Annotated in this window: 14 protein-coding genes; 9 read left to right on the forward strand and 5 right to left on the reverse strand. The window is 73.2% G+C overall.

The annotated features are described in order from the left end of the window. Nucleotides 1–117: 117 nt before the first annotated feature. Entirely contained in the window at nucleotides 118–768 is a 651-nt protein-coding gene (locus tag SACTE_RS02985) for a TetR family transcriptional regulator (RefSeq protein WP_014044547.1), read from the forward strand. Nucleotides 769–842: 74 nt separating this feature from the next. Here SACTE_RS02985 and def read toward each other — a convergent pair whose 3' ends face one another. Next, nucleotides 843–1,388, reverse strand: a complete 546-nt coding sequence (def, locus tag SACTE_RS02990) for a peptide deformylase (RefSeq protein ID WP_026359042.1) — start codon at nucleotides 1,386–1,388, stop codon at nucleotides 843–845. A gap of 115 nt (nucleotides 1,389–1,503) precedes the next feature. Between def and SACTE_RS02995 the strand changes: the two genes are divergently transcribed. The 7 genes from SACTE_RS02995 (at nucleotide 1,504) to argB (ending at nucleotide 7,784) form a co-directional block, all read left to right on the forward strand. Then, nucleotides 1,504–2,742, forward strand: coding sequence for a MurT ligase domain-containing protein (locus SACTE_RS02995; RefSeq protein ID WP_014044549.1), 1,239 nt, complete (start codon nucleotides 1,504–1,506; stop codon nucleotides 2,740–2,742). Nucleotides 2,743–2,776: 34 nt separating this feature from the next. Continuing rightward, on the forward strand, nucleotides 2,777–3,505 hold the full coding sequence (locus SACTE_RS03000; RefSeq protein WP_014044550.1) for a glutamine amidotransferase: 729 nt from the start codon (nucleotides 2,777–2,779) through the stop codon (nucleotides 3,503–3,505). A 229-nt stretch (nucleotides 3,506–3,734) separates the two neighbouring features. Further along, on the forward strand, nucleotides 3,735–4,760 hold the full coding sequence (locus SACTE_RS03005; RefSeq protein ID WP_014044551.1) for a 6-phosphofructokinase: 1,026 nt from the start codon (nucleotides 3,735–3,737) through the stop codon (nucleotides 4,758–4,760). Nucleotides 4,761–4,871: 111 nt separating this feature from the next. Further along, complete coding sequence (locus SACTE_RS03010; RefSeq protein ID WP_014044552.1) at nucleotides 4,872–5,822, forward strand: cytochrome c oxidase assembly protein; 951 nt, start codon at nucleotides 4,872–4,874, stop codon at nucleotides 5,820–5,822. Between the two features lie 66 nt (nucleotides 5,823–5,888). Continuing rightward, nucleotides 5,889–6,047, forward strand: coding sequence for a hypothetical protein (locus tag SACTE_RS34500; RefSeq protein ID WP_014044553.1), 159 nt, complete (start codon nucleotides 5,889–5,891; stop codon nucleotides 6,045–6,047). A 137-nt stretch (nucleotides 6,048–6,184) separates the two neighbouring features. Beyond that, on the forward strand, nucleotides 6,185–6,841 hold the full coding sequence (locus tag SACTE_RS03020; RefSeq protein WP_014044554.1) for an isochorismatase family protein: 657 nt from the start codon (nucleotides 6,185–6,187) through the stop codon (nucleotides 6,839–6,841). A 55-nt stretch (nucleotides 6,842–6,896) separates the two neighbouring features. After that, nucleotides 6,897–7,784, forward strand: a complete 888-nt coding sequence (gene argB / locus SACTE_RS03025) for an acetylglutamate kinase (protein WP_014044555.1) — start codon at nucleotides 6,897–6,899, stop codon at nucleotides 7,782–7,784. Between the two features lie 100 nt (nucleotides 7,785–7,884). On the opposite strand, the gene SACTE_RS03030 is transcribed toward argB, so the two are convergent. Beyond that, nucleotides 7,885–8,406 carry a GNAT family N-acetyltransferase gene (locus SACTE_RS03030; protein WP_014044556.1) on the reverse strand — a complete coding sequence of 174 codons (522 nt, stop codon included), beginning with the start codon at nucleotides 8,404–8,406 and terminating at the stop codon, nucleotides 7,885–7,887. A 151-nt stretch (nucleotides 8,407–8,557) separates the two neighbouring features. Beyond that, nucleotides 8,558–8,770, reverse strand: coding sequence for an MbtH family protein (locus tag SACTE_RS03035; RefSeq protein WP_014044557.1), 213 nt, complete (start codon nucleotides 8,768–8,770; stop codon nucleotides 8,558–8,560). A gap of 412 nt (nucleotides 8,771–9,182) precedes the next feature. Here SACTE_RS03035 and SACTE_RS03040 point away from each other — a divergent pair, with 412 nt between their 5' ends. After that, a complete protein-coding gene (locus tag SACTE_RS03040; RefSeq protein ID WP_019992848.1) occupies nucleotides 9,183–10,286 on the forward strand; it encodes an alpha/beta hydrolase-fold protein in 1,104 nt (367 codons plus the stop codon). A gap of 139 nt (nucleotides 10,287–10,425) precedes the next feature. Here the strand turns inward: SACTE_RS03040 and SACTE_RS03045 are convergent, their stop codons facing one another. After that, nucleotides 10,426–12,126, reverse strand: coding sequence for an ABC transporter ATP-binding protein (locus SACTE_RS03045; protein WP_014044560.1), 1,701 nt, complete (start codon nucleotides 12,124–12,126; stop codon nucleotides 10,426–10,428). After that, the gene (locus tag SACTE_RS03050; protein ID WP_014044561.1) at nucleotides 12,113–22,999 is read right to left on the reverse strand and encodes a non-ribosomal peptide synthetase; all 10,887 of its coding nucleotides are present in this window, start codon (nucleotides 22,997–22,999) and stop codon (nucleotides 12,113–12,115) included. Before SACTE_RS03050 ends, SACTE_RS03045 begins: the two co-directional genes overlap by 14 nt. Nucleotides 23,000–23,050 lie beyond the last annotated feature (51 nt).

Genomic DNA, 23,050 nt, shown 5'->3' on the forward strand with positions numbered 1-23,050 from the left:
ACCAGCAAGTAGCCGCTGTCAACCGCCCGGCTCGCCATCCGCGCTCCGCGACACAGGGTGTTACGTTTCCCGGGCACCAAGAGATCGCGGACAGCCGGGCGGGCGGGGAGAGACCACATGGAGACCACACGAGGGGCCGAGCGGCAGCGGACGGCGGCCGAGCACCGCCGCCGGGAACTGCTCGAGGCCGCGGACCGGGTGGTGCTCAGGGACGGTCCGCAGGCGTCGATGAACGCGATCGCCGCCGAGGCCGGGATCACCAAGCCGATCCTCTACCGCCACTTCGGCGACAAGGGCGGCCTGTACCGGGCACTCGCCCAGCGCCACACGGACGCCCTGCTGAGCGCCCTGCGGGCCGCGCTCGACGCGCCCGCGCACCGGCGGGAGCGGGTCGAGGCGACGCTGGACACCTATCTGGCGGCCATCGAGGCCCGTCCGCAGGTCTACCGCTTCCTGATGCACCCCGCCGACGACGCGGCACCCTCCCCCGAGCAGGGATTCGACGTCGGCCGCCATTCGGCCCCGCTGCTGCGCCGGCTCGGCGAGGAGCTGGGCAAGGTGATCGCCGAGCGCGTCGACCTGGGCCCGGACGGCGAACAGACGGCCCGGATCTGGGGCCACGGCATCGTCGGCATGATGCACGCGGCGGGCGACTGGTGGCTCGGCGACCGCCCCTGCTCACGCGAGCAGTTGGTACGCAGCCTGGCCGACCTGCTCTGGGGCAGACTGGCCGAGGTCGGCGACCTGCCGGGCGGCCCCGTCTTCTGAGGCACCGGCGGATCGGCGCGAGGCCTCCCGGCGTACCGCCCTCCCTCGCGGCCCCGCGCCCGGGGTGGCGGGAATCAGTCGGTACGCGCCCATGACGCCCGCCGGGCCGCGCGCAGCACCCGGCGCCGCCGCAGACCGGTCAGCCGGTCCGGGTAGACCGTGCCGTCGAGGTGGTCGCACTCGTGCTGGAGGCAGCGGGCGAACCAGCCGGTGCCGGTGACGCGCACCGGCTCGCCCGTCACCGTCCGGCCCTCGACCACCGTCCGGTCGAAGCGCGGGGTGCCCGCCTCCAGGCCGGGAAGCGACAGGCAGCCCTCCGGACCGCGTACGGTGATCCCGTCCGCCTCCACGCACACCGGGTTGACGAGATGGCCCAGGTGCCTGACCTCGTCGTCGTCCGGGCAGTCGTACACGAACACCCTGAGCGGGACGCCGATCTGGTTGGCGGCGAGCCCGACACCGTGCGCCGCGTACATGGTGGCGAACATGTCCTCGACCAGCCGGGCGAGGGAGGGCCCGAAGTCCGTGACCTCCTCGCAGGGGCTGTGCAGCACCGGGTCGCCGAGCAGACTCATGGCACGAACCAGTCCGGAACTGCCGGGGATCGGGCGATTTCGCATGGGGAGAAGCGTACGTTCCACGTGACCTCCACGTATCGCGTGGTGCCGTGGTGCGGTCGGCCCGCCGGACATCGATAGGCTGGGGCGCGGACTGACGCAAGGAGGATCTAGGACGATGGCAGGCAACACGGAGCCGTTGTCGCCGCGGGCCAAGCTCGCCGTGACGGCGGGCAAGGCCGCGGCGGCGGTGTCGCGCGCCGCGGGGCGCGGCAGCGGATCGGTGATCGGCGGCCGGGTGGCGCTCAAGCTCGACCCCGACCTGCTCGGGCGGCTGGCGCAGCACCTGGACGTGATCCTCGTGTCCGCGACGAACGGCAAGACGACCACGACCCGGCTGATCGCGGAGGCCCTGCGGGCCGCCGGACCCGTCGTGTCGAACGCGCTCGGCGCCAACATGCCCGCGGGGATCACCTCCGCGCTGGCCGGCGGCTCGGACGCGAAGTACGGCGTGATCGAGGTCGACGAGAAGTACCTCGCCGGTGTCGCCCGCGACACCACCCCGAAGGTGATCGCGCTGCTCAACCTCTCCCGCGACCAGCTGGACCGGGCGGCGGAGACCCGGATGCTGGCCGAGAAGTGGCGTGAGGGGCTGTCCGGCTCGAAGGCCGTGATCGTGGCCAACGCGGACGACCCGCTCATCGTCTGGGCCGCCTCCTCCTCCCCCAACGTGGTGTGGGTCGCGGCGGGACAGGCCTGGAAGGACGACGCCTGGTCCTGCCCGTCCTGCGGCGGTGTGATGCAGCGCCCCGGCGACGACTGGTTCTGCGGCGAGTGCGGTTTCCGCCGTCCCGCGCCGAGCTGGGCGCTCAACGGGGACTACGTGCTGGACCCGCACGGTTCGGCGTGGCCGATCCACCTCCAGCTGCCGGGCCGCGCCAACAAGGCGAACGCGACCAGCTCGGCCGCCGTCGCCGCGGTGTTCGGGGTGCCGCCGCAGGTCGCCCTGGAGCGCATGTACCAGGTGCAGGCGGTGGCCGGCCGCTACGACGTGATCACCTTCATGGGCCGCGAGCTGCGGCTGCTGCTGGCGAAGAACCCGGCCGGGTGGCTGGAGACGTTCTCCCTGATCGATCCGCCGCCCACCCCGGTGATCCTCTCGGTCAACGCCCGCGGCGCCGACGGCACGGACACCTCCTGGCTGTGGGACGTGGACTACACCCAGCTGTACGGCCACCCCATCTTCGTGCTCGGTGACCGCAAGCTGGACCTCGCGGTCCGGCTGGAGGTCGCCGGGCTGGACTTCCGCGTCTGCGAGTCGCTGGACGAGGCCGTCCAGATGGCACCGCCCGGCCGCATCGAGGTCATCGCCAACTACACCGCCTTCCAGGATCTGCGCCGTCGTGTCGGCAACTGACCCCCGCGCGGGCGACCCCCGGAGAGGACGAAGCATGAGCAACAACGGCCTGCGGCTGGTGTGGGTCTACCCCGACCTCCTCAGCACCTACGGCGACCAGGGCAACGCCCTCGTGGTGGAGCGCCGGGCACGGCAGCGCGGCCTCGACGTGTCACGCGTCGACGTGCGCAGCGACCAGCCGATCCCGACCTCGGGCGACATCTACCTGATCGGGGGCGGTGAGGACCGTCCGCAGCGGCTGGCCGCGGAGCGGCTGCGCCGTGACGGCGGGCTGAGCAGGGCCGCCTCCAACGGGGCGATCATCTTCTCGGTCTGCGCCGGTTACCAGATCCTCGGCCATGAGTTCATCAACGACCTGGGCGAGCGCGAGCCCGGCCTCGGGCTGCTCGACGTCGTCTCCACCCGGGGCGAGGGCGAACGGTGCGTCGGCGACGTGCTCGGCGACCTCGACCCGGCGCTGGGCCTGCCGCCGCTGACCGGATTCGAGAACCACCAGGGCGTCACCCATCTCGGCCCGACGGCCCGGCCGTTCGCCCGCACCCGGATCGGCCGGGGCAACGGCACCGGTGACGGTACGGAGGGCGCGTACAACGACACCGTGTTCGGCACCTACATGCACGGTCCGGTGCTGGCGCGCAATCCGCTGATCGCCGACCACCTGCTGAAGCTGGCGCTCGACGTGAACGCGCTGCCGCCGTGCGACGACCGCTGGTACGAGGCGCTGCGCGCCGAGCGGATCGCCGCCGCCACGCAGCCCGCCTGACACCGGCGGGCGGCTCCCCGCCCGCGTACGCCCTCCGGCCGTCACGTACTCCCGGTCCGGACCGCCCCCTTGACGGGCGGTCCGGACCGGGGGCTCGCGTGGCGGCCGGAGGGCGTCCAGCAGGCGGACGGTGGGTTCGGTCCGGGCACCCGGCGCCGGTAGGGTGGCGGGGATCCAACCGGACGACGTGGTCCGGTCGTCGGCCCACGTTGCAAAGGTTTCCCGGGCAATGCGAATTGGTGTGCTCACGTCCGGCGGCGACTGCCCCGGCCTCAACGCCGTCATCCGTTCCGTCGTGCACCGCGCGGTGGTCGACCACGGCGACGAGGTCATCGGCTTCCACGACGGGTGGAAGGGCCTGCTCGAGTGCGACTACCGCAAGCTCGACCTCGACGCGGTCGGCGGCATCCTCGCCCGGGGCGGCACGATTCTCGGTTCCTCCCGGGTCCAGCCGGCACACCTGCGTGACGGGGTGGAGCGGGCCAGGGGCCACGTCGCGGACCTGGGCCTGGACGCGATCATCCCGATCGGCGGCGAGGGCACGCTGAAGGCGGCGAATCTGCTGTCCGAGGCCGGGCTGCCCATCGTCGGGGTGCCCAAGACCATCGACAACGACATCGCCTCGACCGACGTGACCTTCGGTTTCGACACGGCCGTCGGTGTCGCGACGGACGCGCTCGACCGGCTGAAGACGACGGCCGAGTCGCACCAGCGGGTGCTGATCGTGGAGGTCATGGGCCGCCACACCGGCTGGATCGCCCTGCACTCGGGCATGGCCGCCGGAGCGCACGCGATCGTGGTACCGGAGCGCCCCTTCGACATCGACGAGCTGACCGCTCTCGTCGGGCAGCGGTTCTCCGACGGCAAGAAGTTCGCGATCGTCGTCGTCGCGGAGGGCGCCAAGCCGCGCGCCGGTTCGATGGAGTTCGCCCAGGGCACGAAGGACATCTACGGTCATGAGCGCTTCGCGGGTGTGGCCACGCGGCTCTCGGGCGAGCTGGAGCAGCGCCTGGGCAAGGAGGCCCGGCCGGTGATCCTCGGCCATGTGCAGCGCGGTGGTACGCCGACCGCCTACGACCGGGTGCTGGCGACCCGGTTCGGCTGGCACGCGGTGGAGGCGGCGCACCGAGGTGAGTTCGGGATGATGACGGCGCTGCACGGCACGGACATCTCGATGGTGCCGCTGGCGGCGGCGGTCGAGACGCTGAAGACCGTCCCGGCCGAGCGCTACGCCGAGGCCCAGTGCGTGCTCTGACCGACACGAAGCCCGACGAACCGCCCCCGGCCGCACTCGCGGCCGGGGGCGGTTCTACTCTGGTCCGGACAACCGGCACGAATCGGGGACGTCCCCAGCGGGAGTGAACAGATGGACCACAGCGGGCACGGCATGAACATGGATCTGCCGCCGTTCACGCTGGGACGTGGGCTGGGATTCTCCGCGGACCCGTTCTTCCTCGTCGGCTGCGTCGCGGCGCTCGCCCTGTACGGGTACGGGGTGCTGCGGCTGCGCCGGCGGGGCGACGCGTGGCCGGTCAACCGGACCGTCCTCTTCGTCGTCGGGGTGCTCACCATCGCCCTGGTGATGTGCACCGGGCTCAACGACTACGGCATGGTCATGTTCAGCGTGCACATGGTGCAGCACATGGTGATCAGCATGCTGTCGCCGATCCTGCTGCTGCTGGGCGCCCCGGTGACGCTGGCGCTGCGTGCGCTGCCGGTCGCCGGACGGGGGCGTACGGGGCCGCGCGAGCTGCTGCTCAAGCTGCTCCACAGCCATTACATGCGGATCGTCACGCACCCGGTCTTCACGATCCCGCTCTTCATCGCCAGCCTGTACGGGCTGTACTTCACCCCGCTCTTCGACTTCCTCATGGGCTCGAAGACCGGGCACATCGCGATGATGGTGCACTTCCTCGCGGTCGGACTGGTCTTCTTCTGGCCGATCATGGGGGTGGACCCGGGCCCGCACCGGCCGGGGTACGTGATGCGGATGCTGGAGCTGTTCGCGGGCATGCCCTTCCACGCGTTCTTCGGCATCGCCCTGATGATGGCGAGCCAGCCGATGGTGGAGGCGTACAAGAACCCCCCGTCCTCGCTGGGGATCGACGCGCTGACCGATCAGTCCGCCGCGGGCGGCATCGCCTGGGCCTTCAGCGAGATCCCGTCGGTGCTGGTGCTGATCGCGCTGGTCTTCCAGTGGTACCGCTCCGAGCAGCGGACGGCCCGGCGCTCCGACCGTGCCGCGGACCGTGACGGTGACCAGGAGCTGAACGCGTACAACGCGTATCTCGCCTCATTGCAAGCCCGCGGACGGTAGCGGTGGGGGTGCCCTCCGGGTGACCATGGCTGCGATGGCCGTGCGGCCTGTGAGGAGCGTGTGCTCATGCCGGGATCCACGAAGACCATGGGAGTACTCACCGTAGGGGCGCTGGTCGCGGTGACCGCGTACACGGTGGCGTTGGGGAGCAACGGCTGGCTCTGGTTCGGGTGGGTGGTGCTGGGCATGGCCACCCTGGGGATGCTGGCGACCCGCGACACCTGAGGCGGGGTGCCGGCCACCCGTGGCACCTGAGGCGGTGCGCCGCCTCTGTGGCCTGCCGCCGATTTAGGTTAGGCTAAGCTAATAAGCCATGGCAGGCCGACGCCGAGCGCGTGCGTCATCAGGGGAGGGTGATCGGCATGAGTGCGCCCGCCGTCCGCCCGTATCCCATGCCGGCCGACGCCGCACTCCCCCGGTCCCGCGCCCCCTGGAGCATCGACCCCGCACGCGCGGCGCTGTTGATCCAGGACATGCAGAATCATTTCGTCGGCGCGTTCCCGGCGGGGCGTTCTCCCGTGGTGGAGCTCGTCGGCAACGTCGCGGCGCTCCGGGAGGGCGCGGGGCGGCTCGGCATCCCGGTCGTCTTCGGGGCGGAGCCCGCCGGGCAGCCGCCCGGACAGCGCGGACTCCTCGGTGACCTGTGGGGCCCCGGCATCGGTGACGAGCCGGACGCCGCCGCGATCGTCGCGCCCCTCACCCCCCGCCCCGGCGAGCACCTGCTGACGCATGTCCGCCCCAACGCCTTCCTGCGCAGCCACCTGGGCAGGCTGCTGCGCTCCGAGGGGCGCGATCAGCTGATCGTCTGCGGGGTGTACGCCCACCTCGGCGTCCTGCTGACCGCCGCGGACGCCCTCATGAACGACATCCAGCCGTTCGTCGTCGCCGACGCGGTGGCCGACGTCTCCGCCGAGGAGCACGCACTGGCGCTTCGCTGGGCCGCGCGCAGCGGCGTGGTCTGTACGACGGGCGGCCTGCTGGAAGCACTCCTTCCGCCCCGGGAGCCGGAGCGCGCGTGATCACCGCGCGGCACGGCAGGGAGCGGACACGCCGACACCACGAGAGACGGAGCCCATGACCGAACGCGCCGCCGGAGCCGAAGTCCCGACCGACGGAGAGATACGGCCGAGCGGTACGGTCGTCGTCAAATTCGGCGGCAACGCCATGGTGGACGCGGACCTGCGGCGGACGTTCGCCCGGGACGTGGTGGAACTGCGGCACAAGGGGCTGCGCCCGGTCGTCGTACACGGGGGCGGACCCCAGATCAGCGCCATGCTCGACCGCCTGGGCCTGCAGACCCGCTTCGAGGCCGGTCTGCGGGTGACCACACCGGAGACCATGGACGTGGTCCGCATGGTGCTGACCGGCCGGGTCCAGCGGGAGCTGGTCGGCCAGATCAACGCCCACGGGCCCTTCGCCGTGGGGATGACGGGCGAGGACGCGCACACGATGACGGCCGTGCGGCGGCCCGCGCTGGTGGACGGCCGTCCGGTGGACATCGGTCTCGTCGGTGACGTCGTCGACGTGAACCCGGGCATGGTGCGCGCCCTCCTGGACCAGGGGCACATCCCGGTCCTCTCCCCCGTGGCGCGCGGTGAGGGCGGAGAGGTCTACAACGTCAACGCCGATCTCGCGGCGTCGGCCCTGGCCGTGGCGCTCGGGGCCGAGCGGCTGGTGGTGCTCACCGACGTGGAGGGCCTCTACGCCGACTGGCCGCGCAGCAACGAGGTGATCGAGCGGCTGACCGCCGGTGCGCTGGACGAGCGGCTGCCGGGGCTGGCCGGCGGGATGCTGCCGAAGATGGAGGGCTGCCTGCGGGCCGTCCGTGGCGGCGTGGGCAGTGCGCGGGTGCTCGACGGACGTGTGCCGCACGCGGTGCTGCGCGGCGTCCTCGACGAGAACGGCCCCGGCACCACCGTGGTCCCCGACCGCAGTCCCGACCGCGCCGGGAGTCCCGTGTGACCGCCGGGCGGCGCTGACACGGGCCGGGCGCGGTCCGGTGGGCGCGGCGAACTCCGCCGCGCCCGGCGGACGTTCACCCGTGGACGCGGCCCGGTGGTGGTCAGAGGGTCCGCGCGAGGACCCGCGCGCCGCGCCGGGGGTCCAGGGAGTGGGCCCAGGACCGGGGCGCCAGGCGTGCGTCACAGGGCGTGAATCCATGGCGGAGGAACAGGGCGCCGGTGCCCGTCGTCGCCGTGAAGAGGCCGCCGAGCGACCGGGCGCGCGCCGCGGCCAGCGCGGCCCGCAGGAGCACGGCTCCCACTCCGCACCCCTGACTGGGCCCGGCCACGCAGAAGTTGTACAGGACGCCCGCCGGCTCACGGCACTCCCCCGGGCCGGCCGGGTACACGCGCAGGCCCACACAGCCCTCGAGGTCACCGCCGGGGGCCTCGGCCACGAGGAAGTCGGCCGCGTGCGCGGCGTAGAGCGGGACGGGCCTCTCCCGCAGCGCCCCCGAGCACACGAAGGGCCGGGACAGCTCGGCGAGCGCGGCGGCGTCCTCCGCGCGGGCAGAACGCACGCGGGTCGTCGGCGCGAGAGGCCCGTGCGGCACCGGGGCGGGGTGCGGTTCAACCGTGATCAAGGCGTACCTTCCTCGTTTCCACGGTCGATACGGCTCGTCGCCGCATCACCCCGCGAGCACGTGGTTAGGTTAGCCTTACCTAAATGCCGAGTCCAATGGCACCTCCGGGCACGGCCGCACCCGGAGGCGACACACACCCCCTGACGGCGGGTCAGGCGTCCATGGACGCCGCGAGGGACCGGGGGCGCAGATCGGTCCAGCGGGCCTCGACGAACTCCAGGCACGCCTGACGGGTGTTCTCCTCGAAGGCGATCGTCCACCCTCCGGGCACCTCGGCGAAGGACGGCCACAGCGAGTGCTGACCCTCGTCGTTCACCAGGGCCAGGAAACGGCCTTCGGGGTCGTCGAACGGATTGGTGCTCATTGTCGCTGCCTCCTCGGTACGACGGGCCGGCGGTGGCCGCGTCGGGCGTGCGTGCCGGGCCGTCCGGCGCGGTCGGCACCGGGCCCGGTGATGTCGGGTCGGCGGCCCGCCCTCGGGACTCCCGTACCGCGATCTCCACCCAACGGCCCGGCCGTGCCCGCCACTTACGGGCCTCCCCGGCGAAGCCGCGAGGGCCCGTCCGGGGCAGGGGTCGGGGATGGAAAGGAAGGTCACGCTTAGGTTAGGCTCGCCTAATCGAGGCGAGCTTAGCTTTTCACCCTCCCTCTCACAAGGAGACGTTCATGAGCCTGCTGATCGCACGGGTCCCCGCCCGGGGCGGCCCGGACATGCCCGACGGCGGGCCCTCCCGGGCCGTGCGCGACCGCCTCGCCGGCCGGCCGTGACCGGGCGCGTGTCCGGCCCCACGGCCGACGGGAACGGCCCCTTCGCCGCGTTCGGGCTGCCCGGCGAGCCAGGCGGCGACGCGTTCTGGGCGGCGGTGCGGACGCCCGTGTCGGTGCCCTCCGGCGACGGTGGCTGGGTGACCCTGTTCCTCTGGCGCGGATCTCCGGCGAGCATCGACTTCGAAAGCTGGTCCGAGCCCGTCCCTCTGGCCCGGTGGGGCGGCACCGACTGCTGGTACGCCGAGGTGCGGATGCCCGCCCGGCTGCGGGTGACCTACCGGTTCCTGGTGGAAGGCGCCCCGTACGCCGACCCGTTCAACCCGGCCGGTGCGGGCGGTGACCGGTCCCTCGCCGCGACCCCGGACGCTCCGGCCCAGCCGCACTGGCCCACCGTCGGCGCCGATGACGTGCTGCCCGTCCCGAGCACCCGGGTCCGCTGGAGGAGCGAACGGATCGGCGGGCGGCGCACGGTGCACATCCACCCGGCCGGCGGCGGCGGACCGGTGGTCCTGCTGCTCGACGGGGACGACTGGCTGTACCTGCACCCGGCCATGACGGCGTTCGACTCGGCCGTGGCCGCCGGTGAGATGCCTCCGGTGACCCTGGTCTTCCTTCCGGCCAAGGACAGGAGGTCCGAGTTCGGGTGCAGCCCCGCGCTGTGGGAGGCGGTCCGGGACGAACTGCTGCCGCTGGTGGCCGGTTCGGGCGTCCGGGCCGACCTGGACCGGCTGGTGGTCGCCGGCCAGAGCCTCGGGGGGCTGAGCGCGATGTACGCGGCCCTGGAATTCCCCGGCCTGGTCTCCCGTGTCGCCTGTCAGTCGGCCTCGTTCTGGTGGTCGTCCGGTATCCGGGGCGCGGGGGCGGACCCGCTGGCCGGCCCGGTCGGCGGCGCCGTCGCCGCGCGCCTGCGGGAGTGCCCCGACCTGTCCGGCCTACGGGTCGCGTTCGACGTCGGGGAGCACGAGACGCGGATGCTGCCGCACTGCGAACTGGCCGAGACCCTGACCGCGAAGGCCGGGGCCACCGTGCGGGTGTCCCGGTCTCCGTCCGGCCACGACCGGGCCGGCTGGCGGCACGCCCTGCTCAGGGACGTCGCCTGGGCGCTCGCCTAGGGACTGTCCTGTCATACCTGGTGGATCAGCGCGCGGCGTCGGATGCGGTGGGTCGCAAGGCGGAGGGCCGCCCCGGCACCGATGTGCCGGGGCGGCTCCGACGACGCGGCTCACCCGCTCCGACGCGGCCCCGGGCCGGTCACCGGGCCACGGCCAGGCAGTAACCCTCGTCCGTGGCCAGGAGGTTGCGGTGGGTGTCCTCGGCGGTGACGGCGCCGTCGTCCAGCACGAGCACCCGGTCGGCGGCGTCCAGGAGGGCCGGGCTGCTGGTCAGTACGACGGTGGTGCGGCCCCGGCGCAGCTCGGCGATGTTGCGCGCGACGAGCTGTTCGGTGACCGCGTCGACGGCTGTCGTCGGGTCGTGCAGCACCAGGATGTCGCTGTCGGCGGCCAAGGCGCGGGCCAGGGAGAGCCGTTGGCGCTGCCCACCGGAGAGGTTGGCACCGCGGTCGCGGACGGCGTGGTCGAGTCCTGCGCGGTGGAGGGCGACGACATCGGTCAGCATGGACGCCTCGACGGCCTCGGCGACCGTTCGGCTGGTGCCCGACGGGTCGATGTTGCTGCGCAGTGTGCCGGCGAAGATCTCCCCGTCGTACGGGTTCACCAGCATGTGCGTGCGGACCGCCTCGATCGAGAGGTCCGCGATCTCCCGTCCGCCGATCCGGACCACACCTTCGTACGCCTGGGGCGGGGTGTTCACGGCCAGGATCGACGCCAGGTCGGCGGCCGCGCGCGGCTGGTAGGCGGCGATGGCCACGAACTCGCCCGCGGAGACGTGGAACTTCAGCTCGCGCAGCGCCCCGTACCGGACGCAGTCGATGTCCAGTCCCGCCCCGGGCGCCGGGCGTTCGGGCCCCGGGGTCGTCACCGGCGGCGCCGTCAGTACCAGCGCCATCCGCTCGGCCGACGCGCGCGCCATCATGACGTACTTCGGCATCTCGGAGAACAGCTTGAGCGGCTCCATGATGAACTGGGCCAGCCCCACGGCCATGACGAGTTCCCCGACGGTGATCTGCCCGTCGAAGGCCAGCCGGCCCGCCGTCAGGGTCACGGCGGCGGCGAGGACCGCGTTGAGGGCCAGCGCGGTACCCGCGTACACGCCGTTCACCTTGGCGACGGTGACCGCCTGGTGTTTCGCGTCCGTACTGACCTTGCGGTACGACAGGAACGCGGCGTGGTTGCCGCCGAAGCCGTGCAGTGGTCGCAGGCCGGTGATCAGGTCGGCGACCTTCGCACCGGCCCGTGCCACCCGGGCCTGCTGTTCGCGGGTGCTGGAGCCGATCCGTCTGGACATCACGCTGAGGATCGACAGGATCCCGACGGTTCCCACGATCACCAGCAGGCCGAGCCGGATGTCGGCGACGCCCAGCGCTACGGCGGCGACCAGCACCGCGACCAGCGAGCTGACCAACAGCGGCACCACCTCGATGATGTCGGCGGTCTGGTCGGCGTCCTCCGTGGCGATGGTCAGCACCTCGCCGGACTTGAGGTCGACGTCCCTGGCCACCGGCTGGAGCCCGCAGGCCGCGACCCGCACCCGCCACCGGTGCGCCTCGGTCGTGTTCGCCTTCTGCAGGACGCGCATGCCGAACCGCCACGACAGCGACACGGTCGTGATGATCACGGCCAGCGCGGCGATCGACAGGCCGAGCGCGCCCGGGCTCCTGTGTTGCAGGGTGTGCTCGACGATCAGGCCGAGCGCGATGGGGAAGGCCGTCTCACCCGCCTGGTACAGGCCCATGAGGACGGTGCCCCAGGCCATGGCGCCGATGTTGCGGCGCAGGGCGGTACGGAGGATGTCGGACCCCGGACGGGGCCGCTTCGTGTCAGGAGTGGTCATCGAGATGGCGGGCAATCGCTTCCGGGGTTCGTAGGGTGAGCAGGTCTCGGATCGTGATCACCGGACCGTACTCCCGGCGGAGCAGCCCGATCAGCCGCACCGCCAGCATGGAGTGTCCTCCCAGGGACACGAAGTCGCTCACCGCGCTCACCTCGTCGTCGTCCAGGTCCAGTGCCTCGGCGAAGAACTCGCACACCACGGTCTCGGTGCCGGTCTCCGGGCCGCGCTCTCCACCCGTGGTCAGCACGCCCAGCGGCTTGGCCTCCGGAAGCGCCTTGGTGTCGGCCTTCCCGTTCACCGTGAGCGGGATGCGGTCGACCTGGGCGAAGTGTGTCGGGCGCAGGAAGTCCGGCAGCCCGGCGCCCACCTCGGCGGCGACCGCCGCCAGGTCGGCCCCGTCCAGCACGAGGTAGGCCGCCAGCCGGTACGCCCCGTCGACCTGCGGGTCGGGCTGGGCGACCGCGGCGACGAACCGGACAGCCGGGTGGGCGGCGAACGCGGCCTCGACCTCTCCCGGTTCGACGCGGTGCCCCCGGATCTTGACCTGCTGGTCGGTGCGGCCCAGGTACGCGAGGTTCCCGTCGGACCGGCGGACCACCAGGTCACCGGTGCGGTACATGCGCTCGCCCGGTCCGCCGAACGGGCAGGCGACGAAGCGGTGGGCGGTCTGGGCGCTCTGTCCGAGGTAGCCGCGCGCGATCCCGACGCCCGACACGTACAGCTCACCGGGGACGCCGTCGGGCAGCGGGCGCAGCCACGGGTCCAGGACGTACACCTCGGTGTTGTCGATGGGCACCCCGACCACCGGGTCCTGGCATTCGAAGGTGCCGACGCCGAGGGTGTTGATGGTGTATTCGGTGGGCCCGTACAGGTTGTATCCGACGGTGCCCTCGGTGTCCGTGAGCCGCTGCCACAGGGCCGGGGTGACGGCCTCGCCGCCGAGCAGCACCAGTGCGGGGCGCCGCCCGGGGGTGTCGAGGAGTCCTTCGGCGATCAGTTGCTGCGCGTAGGTCGGGGTCACGTTGACGACGTCGATGCCGTGGTCACGGCAGTACGCCACCAACCGGGGCGCGTCCCGGCGGAGTTCTTCGTCGCAGATGTGGACCTCGTGGCCGTCGGCGAGCCACAGCAGCTCCTCCCACGACATGTCGAACGCGAACGACACGGTGTGGGCGATCCGGAAGACCCGGTCGGCGTGTTCGGCGAGGACGGGTCCGAAGACGCGGCGCCGGTGGTTGATCAGCATGTTGGTGAGCCCGGCGTACTCGGTCACCACACCCTTGGGCTTCCCGGTCGACCCCGAGGTGTAGATCGTGTACGCGGGGTGCCGCAGGCGGTCCGGGTCGCCGGGCGCGAACGTCACGTACGGCTCGGCCTCGGGCAGCGGGCGGTCCAGCTCGATCAGCTCGCCGGACAGCCGGGGCGCCACGGCGCTCACGGTGAGGGTCACCTCGGGCCGGGCGTCCGCGACGACGGCCGCGATCCGCTCGTCCGGGTGGTCCAGTTCCAGCGGTACGTACGCGGCGCCGACGCGCAGCACGGCGAACAGTGCCACGATCCAGTCCGGGGAGCGCGGGATCGCGAGGCCCACGGCCGTCTCGGGCCCGATCCCCCGGCGCGCCAGCACGCCGGCCACCGCCCGGCTGCGGTCCCGGAGTTGACCGAACGTCAGCTGTGTGTCCCGGGCGACGAGCGCGACCCGCTCCGGGTGGCGGTCCGCCGCCCGGTCGAAGCGGTCGACCACGGTGTCCGTACCGATGTCGGTACGCTCGGCGGGCTCGGGGGCCGGGGCCGGTCCGGGAAGCGCGCCCAGCGGTCCGGTCGCGCGGGCCAGGTCCTCCAGGACGCGGAGGTAGTCGTCCAGCAGACGGCGGGCGCCGTCGGGGTCGCCGTCGCGGTGCTCCAGCTTGACGGTGAGCCGGTCGCCGGGGGTGACGACCCAGGTGAACGGGTAGTGCGTGGAGTCGTCGGCCCGCACCGAGGTGATGCCGTGCCGGGCGTTCATCTCGGCGAGGGCGTCCAGGTCCAGGAAGTTCTGGAGGACGAACAGGTTGTCGAAGAGGGTGTCGTGGCCGGCGGCCCGCTGGATCTCGCCGAGTCCGCGGTGCTCGTGTTCCATGGCCGCGACCCGGTCGGCCTGCACGGCCGCCAGGTAGTCGCCCACCGTGGCGTCGGGGCGGGCCCGGGTCCACTGGGGAACGGTGTTGAGCAGCACCCCGACGATGCCCTCGTGCCCCTCGCCCTCCCGGCCCGAGACGGTGACGCCGAACACGGCGTCGCTCCGGCCGGTACGGGAGCCGAGCAGCAGGCCGAACGCTCCGGTCAGCACGGTGTTCAGGGTGACGCCGTGCGCCTTGGCGGTGTCCCGCAGCAGCTCGGACAGTGCGGCGGAGAGTGTCTCGGTGAGCGCGGGCGGCAGGTCGTCGGAGAGGTCCGGGGCGGGTCCGGCGAGCAGTGTCGGACCGGACAGGCCCGCCAGGTGCTCCGCCCAGAAGCGGTCGGAGGCCGCCGGGTCCCGGGCGTCGAGCATCCGCGCGTAGTGCTCGAAGCCCGGCTCGGCCGGGGAGGCGTCGAGCGGTTCGCCCGCCACCACGGCCTCGTACGCGTCGAAGAGGTCGCGCAGCACGATCTCGCGGGACCAGCCGTCCCAGAGCAGCAGGTGGTAGCTGAACAGCAGGCCGTCGCGGCCGTCGGGCAGGCGCACCACGGTGAGCCGGACGAGCGGCGGCCGGTCCAGGTCGAACCCGGACGCGCGGTCCCGGGCGCGCAGGGCCTCGACCTCGGCGTCCGAGGCCGGGGTGAGGGTGCGGACGTCGGCGCGGCGGCCCGCCTTGAGTACCTGGACGGGGTTGCCCTCGTCGTCGGTGGTGAAGCCGGCGCCCGCGACCGGGTGCCGGGCGATGACGTACGCCGCCGCTTCGGCCAGCGCGTCGGGGTCCAGGCGCCGGTCGAAGGTGAACCAGCTCTGCGCGACGTAGTGTCCGGCGGTGCCCGCCAGTTGGGCCTGGAAGAACAGGCCGCGCTGGAGCGGGGTGACCGGTGCGGTGCGCTCGGCGGTCGCGGCGGTGTCCGCGAGGTGCTCCAGGGCGGTGCGCCAGTGGTCGGTGAGCGCGTCGGGGACGCCGTCGGCGAGCGTGAACTCCGCGTGCAGGCGGCCGGTGGCGTCGTCGGTCCAGGCGTTGACCTCGACGGCGTACGGGCTGACCTGGTCGTCTCCGGTGAGCCGCAGCGCCTGGGACTCGCTCCCGCGGCCCAGGTAGTTGAACAGCACCTGGGGGCGGACGGTGAGCAGCGGGGCCGTCTGCGGGTCGAGGTGGCGCAGCCGGCCGTAGGCGACGTGCCCGTGCTCGTCCGGCTGGCGTGCGGTGAGCTCGCGGGCCGCCGCGACGGGGTCGGTGTGCGCGGTGAGGCGCACCGGTGCGATGGAGGTGAACCAGCCGACGGTGCGCGTGTAGTCGTGGTGTTCCCGGGCCGGGACCCGCCCGTGCCGCTCCAGTTCGATCGCGAGGTCGGTGGGCGCGGGCTGGATGCGGGTCAGTGCGGTGCGCAGGGCGCCGCAGAGCAGCTCGGTGAGGCCCAGGCCGAGTGCGGCGGGCGCGGTGCGGGTCACCCGGTCGCTCACCTCGGGCGCGAGCACCACCGTGGTCCGGCGCGGGTCGCGTACCTCGGGCAGCAGCGGGGGCGCCTGGAGTGTGGTGAGCCAGGGGCCGACGTCGTCGGCTCCCTGTGCGGAGCGCGCCGCCAGTGCCTCGGCGTACTCGGTGTAGGAGGTGGTCGGCGGTGCCAGGGCCTCGCCGCGGAGGGTGGTCGCCAGGTCGTCGAGGAGGATCAGCCAGGAGACCGCGTCGACGGCCAGGTGGTGCACGGTGACCACCAGGGTGCGGCTCGCCTCGATCCAGGAGAACGCGATCACGTCGCCGGACTCGGGGTCGAGCCGTCCGGCGGCCTCGTTCGCCGCGGCCGCCGCGTCGGCGGTGTCCGCCGCCACGACGGTGGCCTCGCGGGCGGGCTCGGTCCGCAGGCTCCATACGCCGTGCTCCACGCGCAGCCGCAGTCTGAGGGCCGGGTGGGCGGCCACGACGGCGTCCGCGGCGCGCCGGACATCGGCGAGGCCGGTGCCCTCGGCCACGGTCAGCGCCCTGGCCTGGGCGAACCGGGCGAGGGAGACGCCGAGCTCGCGCAGGCGCAGGATGATCGGGGTCGCCGGCAGCGGGCCGTCCGTGGGGCGGGCGGGCGCGGGGGGTGCGGCCTGCGGGGTGCTCGTGCCCAGGTGGGCGGCGAGCGCGCGGGGTGTCTTGCGCAGGAACACGTCCCGGGGCGCGATCGGCAGGCCGAGCGCTCTGGCCCGGTTGATCACGGTGATGGCGACGATGCTGTCGCCCCCGGCCGCGAAGAAGTCCGTGTCGCCGTCCACGGCCACGGTGCCGGGCAGTGCCTCGGCGAAGATCTCGACCAGTGCGTCGAGCGCGGAGTCACCGGCGGTCACCGGCACGGCGTCCTGCGCGGCGTCCTGCGCGGCATGCTCGGTCAGGGCCGCGCGGTCCAGCTTGCCGTTGACCGTCAGCGGCAGGGCTTCGACGCCCAGCACGCGGCCCGGCACCATGTGGACGGGCAGCTTGGCGGTCAGGAGCGCGGTGAGGTCGCCGGGCACCCGGCCCACCACGTGCGCCACCAGGTGGTCGCCCCCGGCCGCCACGGTGACGGCCACGTCGACGACGCCGTCGAGCTCCCTGATCGCGGACTCCACCTCGCCGAGCTCGATCCGGAACCCCTTGAGCTGCACCTGGTCGTCGGCGCGGCCGGCGAACTCCAGCTCGCCGTTCAGCGTGCGGCGGGCGAGGTCGCCCGTGTGGTACATGCGGGAGCCGTCGTTGGCGAACGGGTTCGCCACGAACCGGCCGGCGGTGAGTCCCGGCCGGCCCAGGTAACCGAGGGACACCTGGTCCCCGGCGACGTAGACGGCGCCCACCCGGCCCGGCGGCACCGGCCGGAGCCGGTCGTCGAGCAGGTGGGTGGCCAGGCCGGGGATCGGCCCGCCGATGGGGCTGGTGTCGTCCTCGAAGTCCTCGTCGGTGAGCACCCGGTGGGTGACGTGGACGGTGGTCTCGGTGATGCCGTACATGTTGACCAGCTCGGGGGCGCGGGTGCCGTGCCGCTCGACCCAGCCGCGCAGCCGCGTGGGATCCAGCGCCTCGCCGCCGAAGACGATCCGGCGCAGGGCGGTGGCCGGTGCGCCGGCGTGCCGGTCGGCCTCGGCGAACTGGTGGAAGGCCGACGGCGTCTGGTTGAGCACCGTCACTCCGCGCTCGCGGACCAGTCGGTGGAAGTCCACCGGGGAGCGGGTGAGGGCGTACTCCGGGACCAGCAGTTCGGCGCCGTGCGCCAGCGCGCCCCACAGCTCCCAGACCGCGAAGTCGAAGGAGTAGGAGTGGAACTGGACCCAGACGTCGTGGGGCCCGAAGTCCATGGCGGGCCGGGTGTTCTCCAGGAGTGCCACCACGGCGGAGTGCGGGACGACGACGCCCTTGGGCCTGCCGGTCGACCCGGAGGTGTAGATGACGTACGCCGGGTCGTGCGGCCCGGCGGCCCCGGGCACGTCGGTGGCCGGCGGCGGCTCGTCCCCCTGGACGAGCACCCGGGCCCGCACGCCCGCACGCTCCAGGAGCCGGGTGAAACGGCTCCGGTGCTCGCGGTCCACGAGGACGGCCTGCGGAGCGGCGTCGGCGAGGATGTACTCCAGCCGTTCGTCCGGGTACGCGAGGTCCAGCGGTACGTACGCGCCGCCCGCGGTGACGACGGCGACCAGGGCGACCACCTGTTCCAGGGAGCGCGGGACGGCGACGGCGACGCGTGCGCCCGGTCCGGCACCGGCCGCGCGCAGCACGGAGGCCAGCTCGTCCTTCTCGGCGGCGAGTTCGCCGTAGGTCAGTGACCGGGTGGTGCCGTCGAGGGCGCACTGGGTGAGCGCGGTGGCCGCCGGGTCGCGGCGGGCGGCGGCGTCGAACAGCCCGCCGAGGGTGGCCGGGGTGGTGGGGGCCGGGCGCCGGGTGTCCTCGGCCGCCAGTTCCTCGGCCAGGGCGTCCGGGGTGGTGAGCAGGCCGGTGAGGATACGGGTGAACGTCCCCAGGATCGCCTGGGCGCCCGCCTCGCGCAGCAGTTCGGCGTCGTAGATCAGGTTGAAGCGGGGGCGGCCGTCGGTGGTGCGCTCCGCCACCAGGGTCAACGGGTAGTGCGGGGCGCCCTCGTTCACGATGGCGGCGACGGCCAGCTCGTGGCCGGGGGCCCGCAGTGCGGCCACGTCGGTCGCGACGTCGAACACCACCAGCGTGTCGAACAGGGCCCCGGTCCGGCGGCCGGTCCTGGCCAGCGAGACGTGCTGGTGGGGCAGGACCGCGCCCTGGTGCTCCCGTACCGAGGCGAGCAGGTCGCCCGCCGTGGTGGTGCGGCTCCACCGGGCCCGTACGGGGACGGTGTTGATGAACAGGCCCACCATGTCCTCGATGCCGGGAACATCCGCGTCGCGCCCGGACACCGTGGAGCCGAACACCACGTCGTCGCCGTGCAGGAGACCGCCCAGTGTGAGCGCCCAGGCGCTGTGCACGGCCACGCTCAGCGGCACCCCGGCCGTGCGGGCGGCCGCGTCGACGTCGTCCGCCGGCTCCACGGCGGTGTCGGCGAACCGGTCGGACGGGGTGTGTCCCTCGGCGACCAGGGACGGGCCGGGCAGTCCGGCGAGCTGTTCGCGCCAGACCCGGTCGCCCTCGTCGTCGTCCCGTCCGGCGAGCCAACGCACGTAGTCGGGGAAGCCGCCGGCCACGCGCACGGTGCCCGGCGCGTGGTACTCGGCCAGCAGCGCGCGGAGCATCGGCGGCACCGACCAGCCGTCGGCGACGATGTGGTGCACGGTCTGCACCAGCACGTTCCGTCCGCCGCCGGCCCGGACGAGCGTGTACCGCATCAGCGGGCCGGCGGCGAGGTCGAAGCCGGCGCGGCGGTCCCGTTCGGCGAGGTCGCGGATCTCGGCGTCGGTGATGCCGGGCCGGTCCAGCGTGGTGAAGGGGGCACGGGCCCCGCTCTCCAGGACGGAGACCACGCGTCCGTCGGCGAGGGCCGTGAACCGTGCTGCCAGGTTGGGGTACAGCGTCAGCAGCCGGGTCGCGGCCGCCGAGAGCCGGTCGGCGTCCACCGGGCCTTCGAGCGTGAGCAGTTGCTGCTCGACGTAGCCGCCGGCCGAGTCGTCGTCGAAGACCGAGTGGAAGTACAGGCCTTCCTGCAACGGGGTCAACGGCAGGATGTCGCGCAGCGCCGGGCCGTCCAGGACGTCGACGTCGGCCTGGGTGAGCGGCACGAGGCCGAAGTCGCTGGGGGTGTGGCCGCCGTGGTCGAGCGCGGCCAGCCCGGCCAGGGCCTCCTGGAGGTACGTGGCGAGGGTGGTGATGTCCTCGTCGGTGAACACGCCCTCGGGCCAGGAGACGGTGGTGACCAGCTCGTACGCCCCCGCCGGGGAGGGCTCGGCGATGGCGTTGAACTCCAGGGCGCGCGGCAGACGCATCCTCGGGTCGCGCTTCTCCCCCAGCTGGCCCGCGGCACCGGCGAACCGCCAGTCACCGGGTGCGCCCGAGTCGAAGCGGCCGAGGTAGTTGAACAGCACCTGGGGTGCGGGCGTGTCGAGCCCGTCGTCGGTCAGGTACCGCAGGACGCCGTAGGAGAGGCCGTTGCCGGGCACCCGGGCGAGGTCCTCCTTGACCGCCTTGAGCGCGGCGGCAAGGTAGGCGGGTGCGGTGGGATCGGCCGCGGGACCGGGGTCGACGGTGACCGGGAAGAGGGTGGTGAACCAGCCCACGGTCCGCGACAGGTCCGGCTCGAAGCCCGCCGTGTCCGCCACGAACCGCCCTTCGCGGCCGTGGCCTTCGAGCTCGATGTGAGCGAACGTCTGGTCCTGCCCGAGATCGCGCCGCCACCGGGCCAGCGTGACGGCGAGCGCGGTCAGCAGTACGTCGTTGACGCCCGCGTGGAACTTCGCGGGGACCTCGCCCAGCAGCGCGGACGTGACCTCGGGGCCGACCGCGACGGTCCGGGTCCGCTCCCGCGCGACGGTGTCGTCCCCGGTCGGCGCGCGTCTGCCCAGCAGGTGGTCAGGGCCCGGCAGCGGGCGCCGGAAGCAGGCGCGGTCCGCGCCGGGTGCCGCCTGCTCCAGCAGCTGCGTCCAGCGCCGGAAGGAGGTGCCCACCGGGGGCAGCGCGACGGGCGCGCCCGCCGCGAACTGCCGCCACGCCGTGGCCAGGTCCTCCATCAGGATCCGCCAGGACACGCCGTCGACGACCACGTGGTGGACGGCCACGACCAGCTGCCGTGCGGCACGGCGCCAGACGGCGCGCAGCATCACGCCGTGGTCCGGGTCGAGTCCGTCGGTGGCGAGCGCGACGCACGCGTCGAGCGGCCGGTCGCTCTCCTGCCACCGGGCGACGGCCTGGCCGGCCTCCGGGATGTCGAAGCCCCAGCGGTCGCCTCGCACCAGCCTGGCCCGCAGCATGTCGTGCCGTGCGACCACGGCCGTGAGGACCGCCTCCAGGGCGTCGGAGGTCAGCTCCGCCGGGGTGTTCAGCACCACCGACTGCACGAAGCCGTCGATCGCGTCGGTGCTCTCGCCGAGCCACTGCACGACGGGCGATCCCACGACCGTGCCGGTCGGGACGTCGCCGTGGTCCGTCGGTGAGACGTCCTCACGGCTCGCCACGGCCGCCAGCGCCCCCACGACCCCGTGGGCGAAGATCTGCCCCGTGGTGACGTGCAGACCCGCCTCGCGCAACGCTCCCAGCAGCGAGATCGCCAGGATGCTGTCCCCGCCGAGCCGGAAGAAGTCCTGGTCGGCGCCGACCTCGTCCAGTCCCAGCACCTGCGCGACCGCCGCGCACACCAGACGTTCGTTCTCGGTGGCGGGCGCCACGAGCGGGCCCGTACCGGTGACGGGTTCGGGCAGGGCGCCCCGGTCGATCTTGCCGTTCGCGGTGAGCGGGAACTCCTTCGTGACGACGACGTGGGCGGGCACCATGTACTCGACCATGTGCTCGGCGGCCCACGCCGTGACGTCGTCCGCCCGCAGGTCCTCGCCGCCGGATACGGGGATCACGTATCCCACCAGGTAGGTGCCGCCCGCGGAGTTCTTCCTTGCGACGACACAGGTGTGGCGTACTCCGGGGTGCTCGGCGAGACCCGCCTCGACGTCCTCGATCTCCAGCCGCATCCCGCGGATCTTGACCTGGTTGTCGGCCCGGCCGAGGAAGTCCAGCGATCCGTCGGGGGCGAAACGGGCCAGGTCGCCGGTGCGGTAGAGCCGCGAACCGTCTTCGGCGAAGGGGTTCGCGACGAACCGGGACGCCGTCAGGCCGGGCGCGTTGACGTATCCGCGTCCGAGCAGCAGGCCCCCCACGTACAGCTCGCCGCCGACGCCGACGGGGACGGGGCGCAGCTCGTCGTCCAGTACGTACAGCTGGGTGTTGGGGTTGGCCCTCCCGATGGAGGTGGAGAGGCGTTCCGCGGCTCCCCGGTAGATGACGTGCGAGACGCCGATGGTCGTCTCGGCGGGGCCGTAGCCGTGGTAGAGGGGGATGCCGAGCCGGGAGCGGAAGCGTTCGTACAGCTCCGGGGTCAGCACCTCGCCGCCGCACCAGACGTGGCGCAGGCTGTCCAGCCGGCCGGAGTCGCCCGCGATCTCCAGCAGCACGTCCAGCATGGAGGAGACGAGATAGGTGAAGGTGACGCGCTGCTCGGCCATGACGCCCAGCAGGTGGTGCGGGTCGCGTTCGCCGCCGGGCCGCAGGACCACCAGCCTGCCGCCGCGTACCAGCGGCAGGAAGATCTCGTTGACGGAGATGTCGAAGGAGAGCGGCGCCTTGAACAGGGAGGCGTCGTCGTGGCCGAAGGACAGGATCTCGCCGCCCTGCCACAGCAGACGCTCGCTGATCGCCTCGTGCCGGATCATCGCCCCCTTGGGGCGGCCGGTCGAGCCGGAGGTGAAGATCACGTAGGCCAGGGCGTCGCCGGGGACGGTGACCTCGGGCGCCTCGGTGGGGCAGGAGCCGAAGCGCCAGTCGCCCAGGTCGACGGCGACGGCTTCCGGCTCGCCCGGGGCGTGTTCGCCCGACTCGTTGATCTGGAGCACGGCCCGGGCGTCCTCGACGACGACGGCGCGGCGCGTGGCCGGCCACTGCGGGTCGAGCGGTACGAACGCGCACCCGGCCTGGAGGACGCCGAGCAGCCCGATCACCATGTCGGCGGAGCGGCCCAGCGAGATGCCGACGACCTGTTCGCAGGTGAGTCCCCGCCCGATCAGGTGGTGGGCCAACTGGGCGGAGAGCCGGGCCACCTCACCGTAGGTCAGGGACCGGTGCCCGTCGACGACGGCGACGGCGTCCGGCCTGGTCCGTGCCTGCTCGCGGAACATCTCCACGACGGTCGGGCGGTCCCGGTCGGCCCGGGTGTCGTTCCACTCGGCCAGGGCCGCCAGCCGCGCGGCCGCACCGGAGGGCCGGATGGTGCCGAGGGGGCGGTCGGGGAAGTCGGCGAGGTCGTCCAGCGCGAGCTGCGCGTCCGGCCGGTCGACTCCTTCGGGCAGGGCGATGCTCCGGCCGTCCGCCCCGGCCTCCCAACCGCAGGGCGCCGTACCGCCGTTGCCGGTCCACGCCAGGACGTCGGTGAAAAGGGTGCCCGGTGTGAGGTCGAGGCCGTCGGGGCTCTCGCCCGTGGCCCAGTACGACAGGCCGATGGCGCACGCCTCGGCGATCGTCCTGTCGGCGTGGTCACCGGTCCGCCGGCGTATGCCGGCCAGGCTCGCGGGGGTGAGCGTGACGAGACGGGCGATCGGTTCCATCATCGAAGACACAGCATCCCTTCCAAGGTAGGAAAGTGAGGCTAACCTAACTGA

The sequence above is a fragment of the Streptomyces sp. SirexAA-E genome (assembly GCF_000177195.2).
Classification (GTDB): domain Bacteria; phylum Actinomycetota; class Actinomycetes; order Streptomycetales; family Streptomycetaceae; genus Streptomyces; species Streptomyces flavovirens.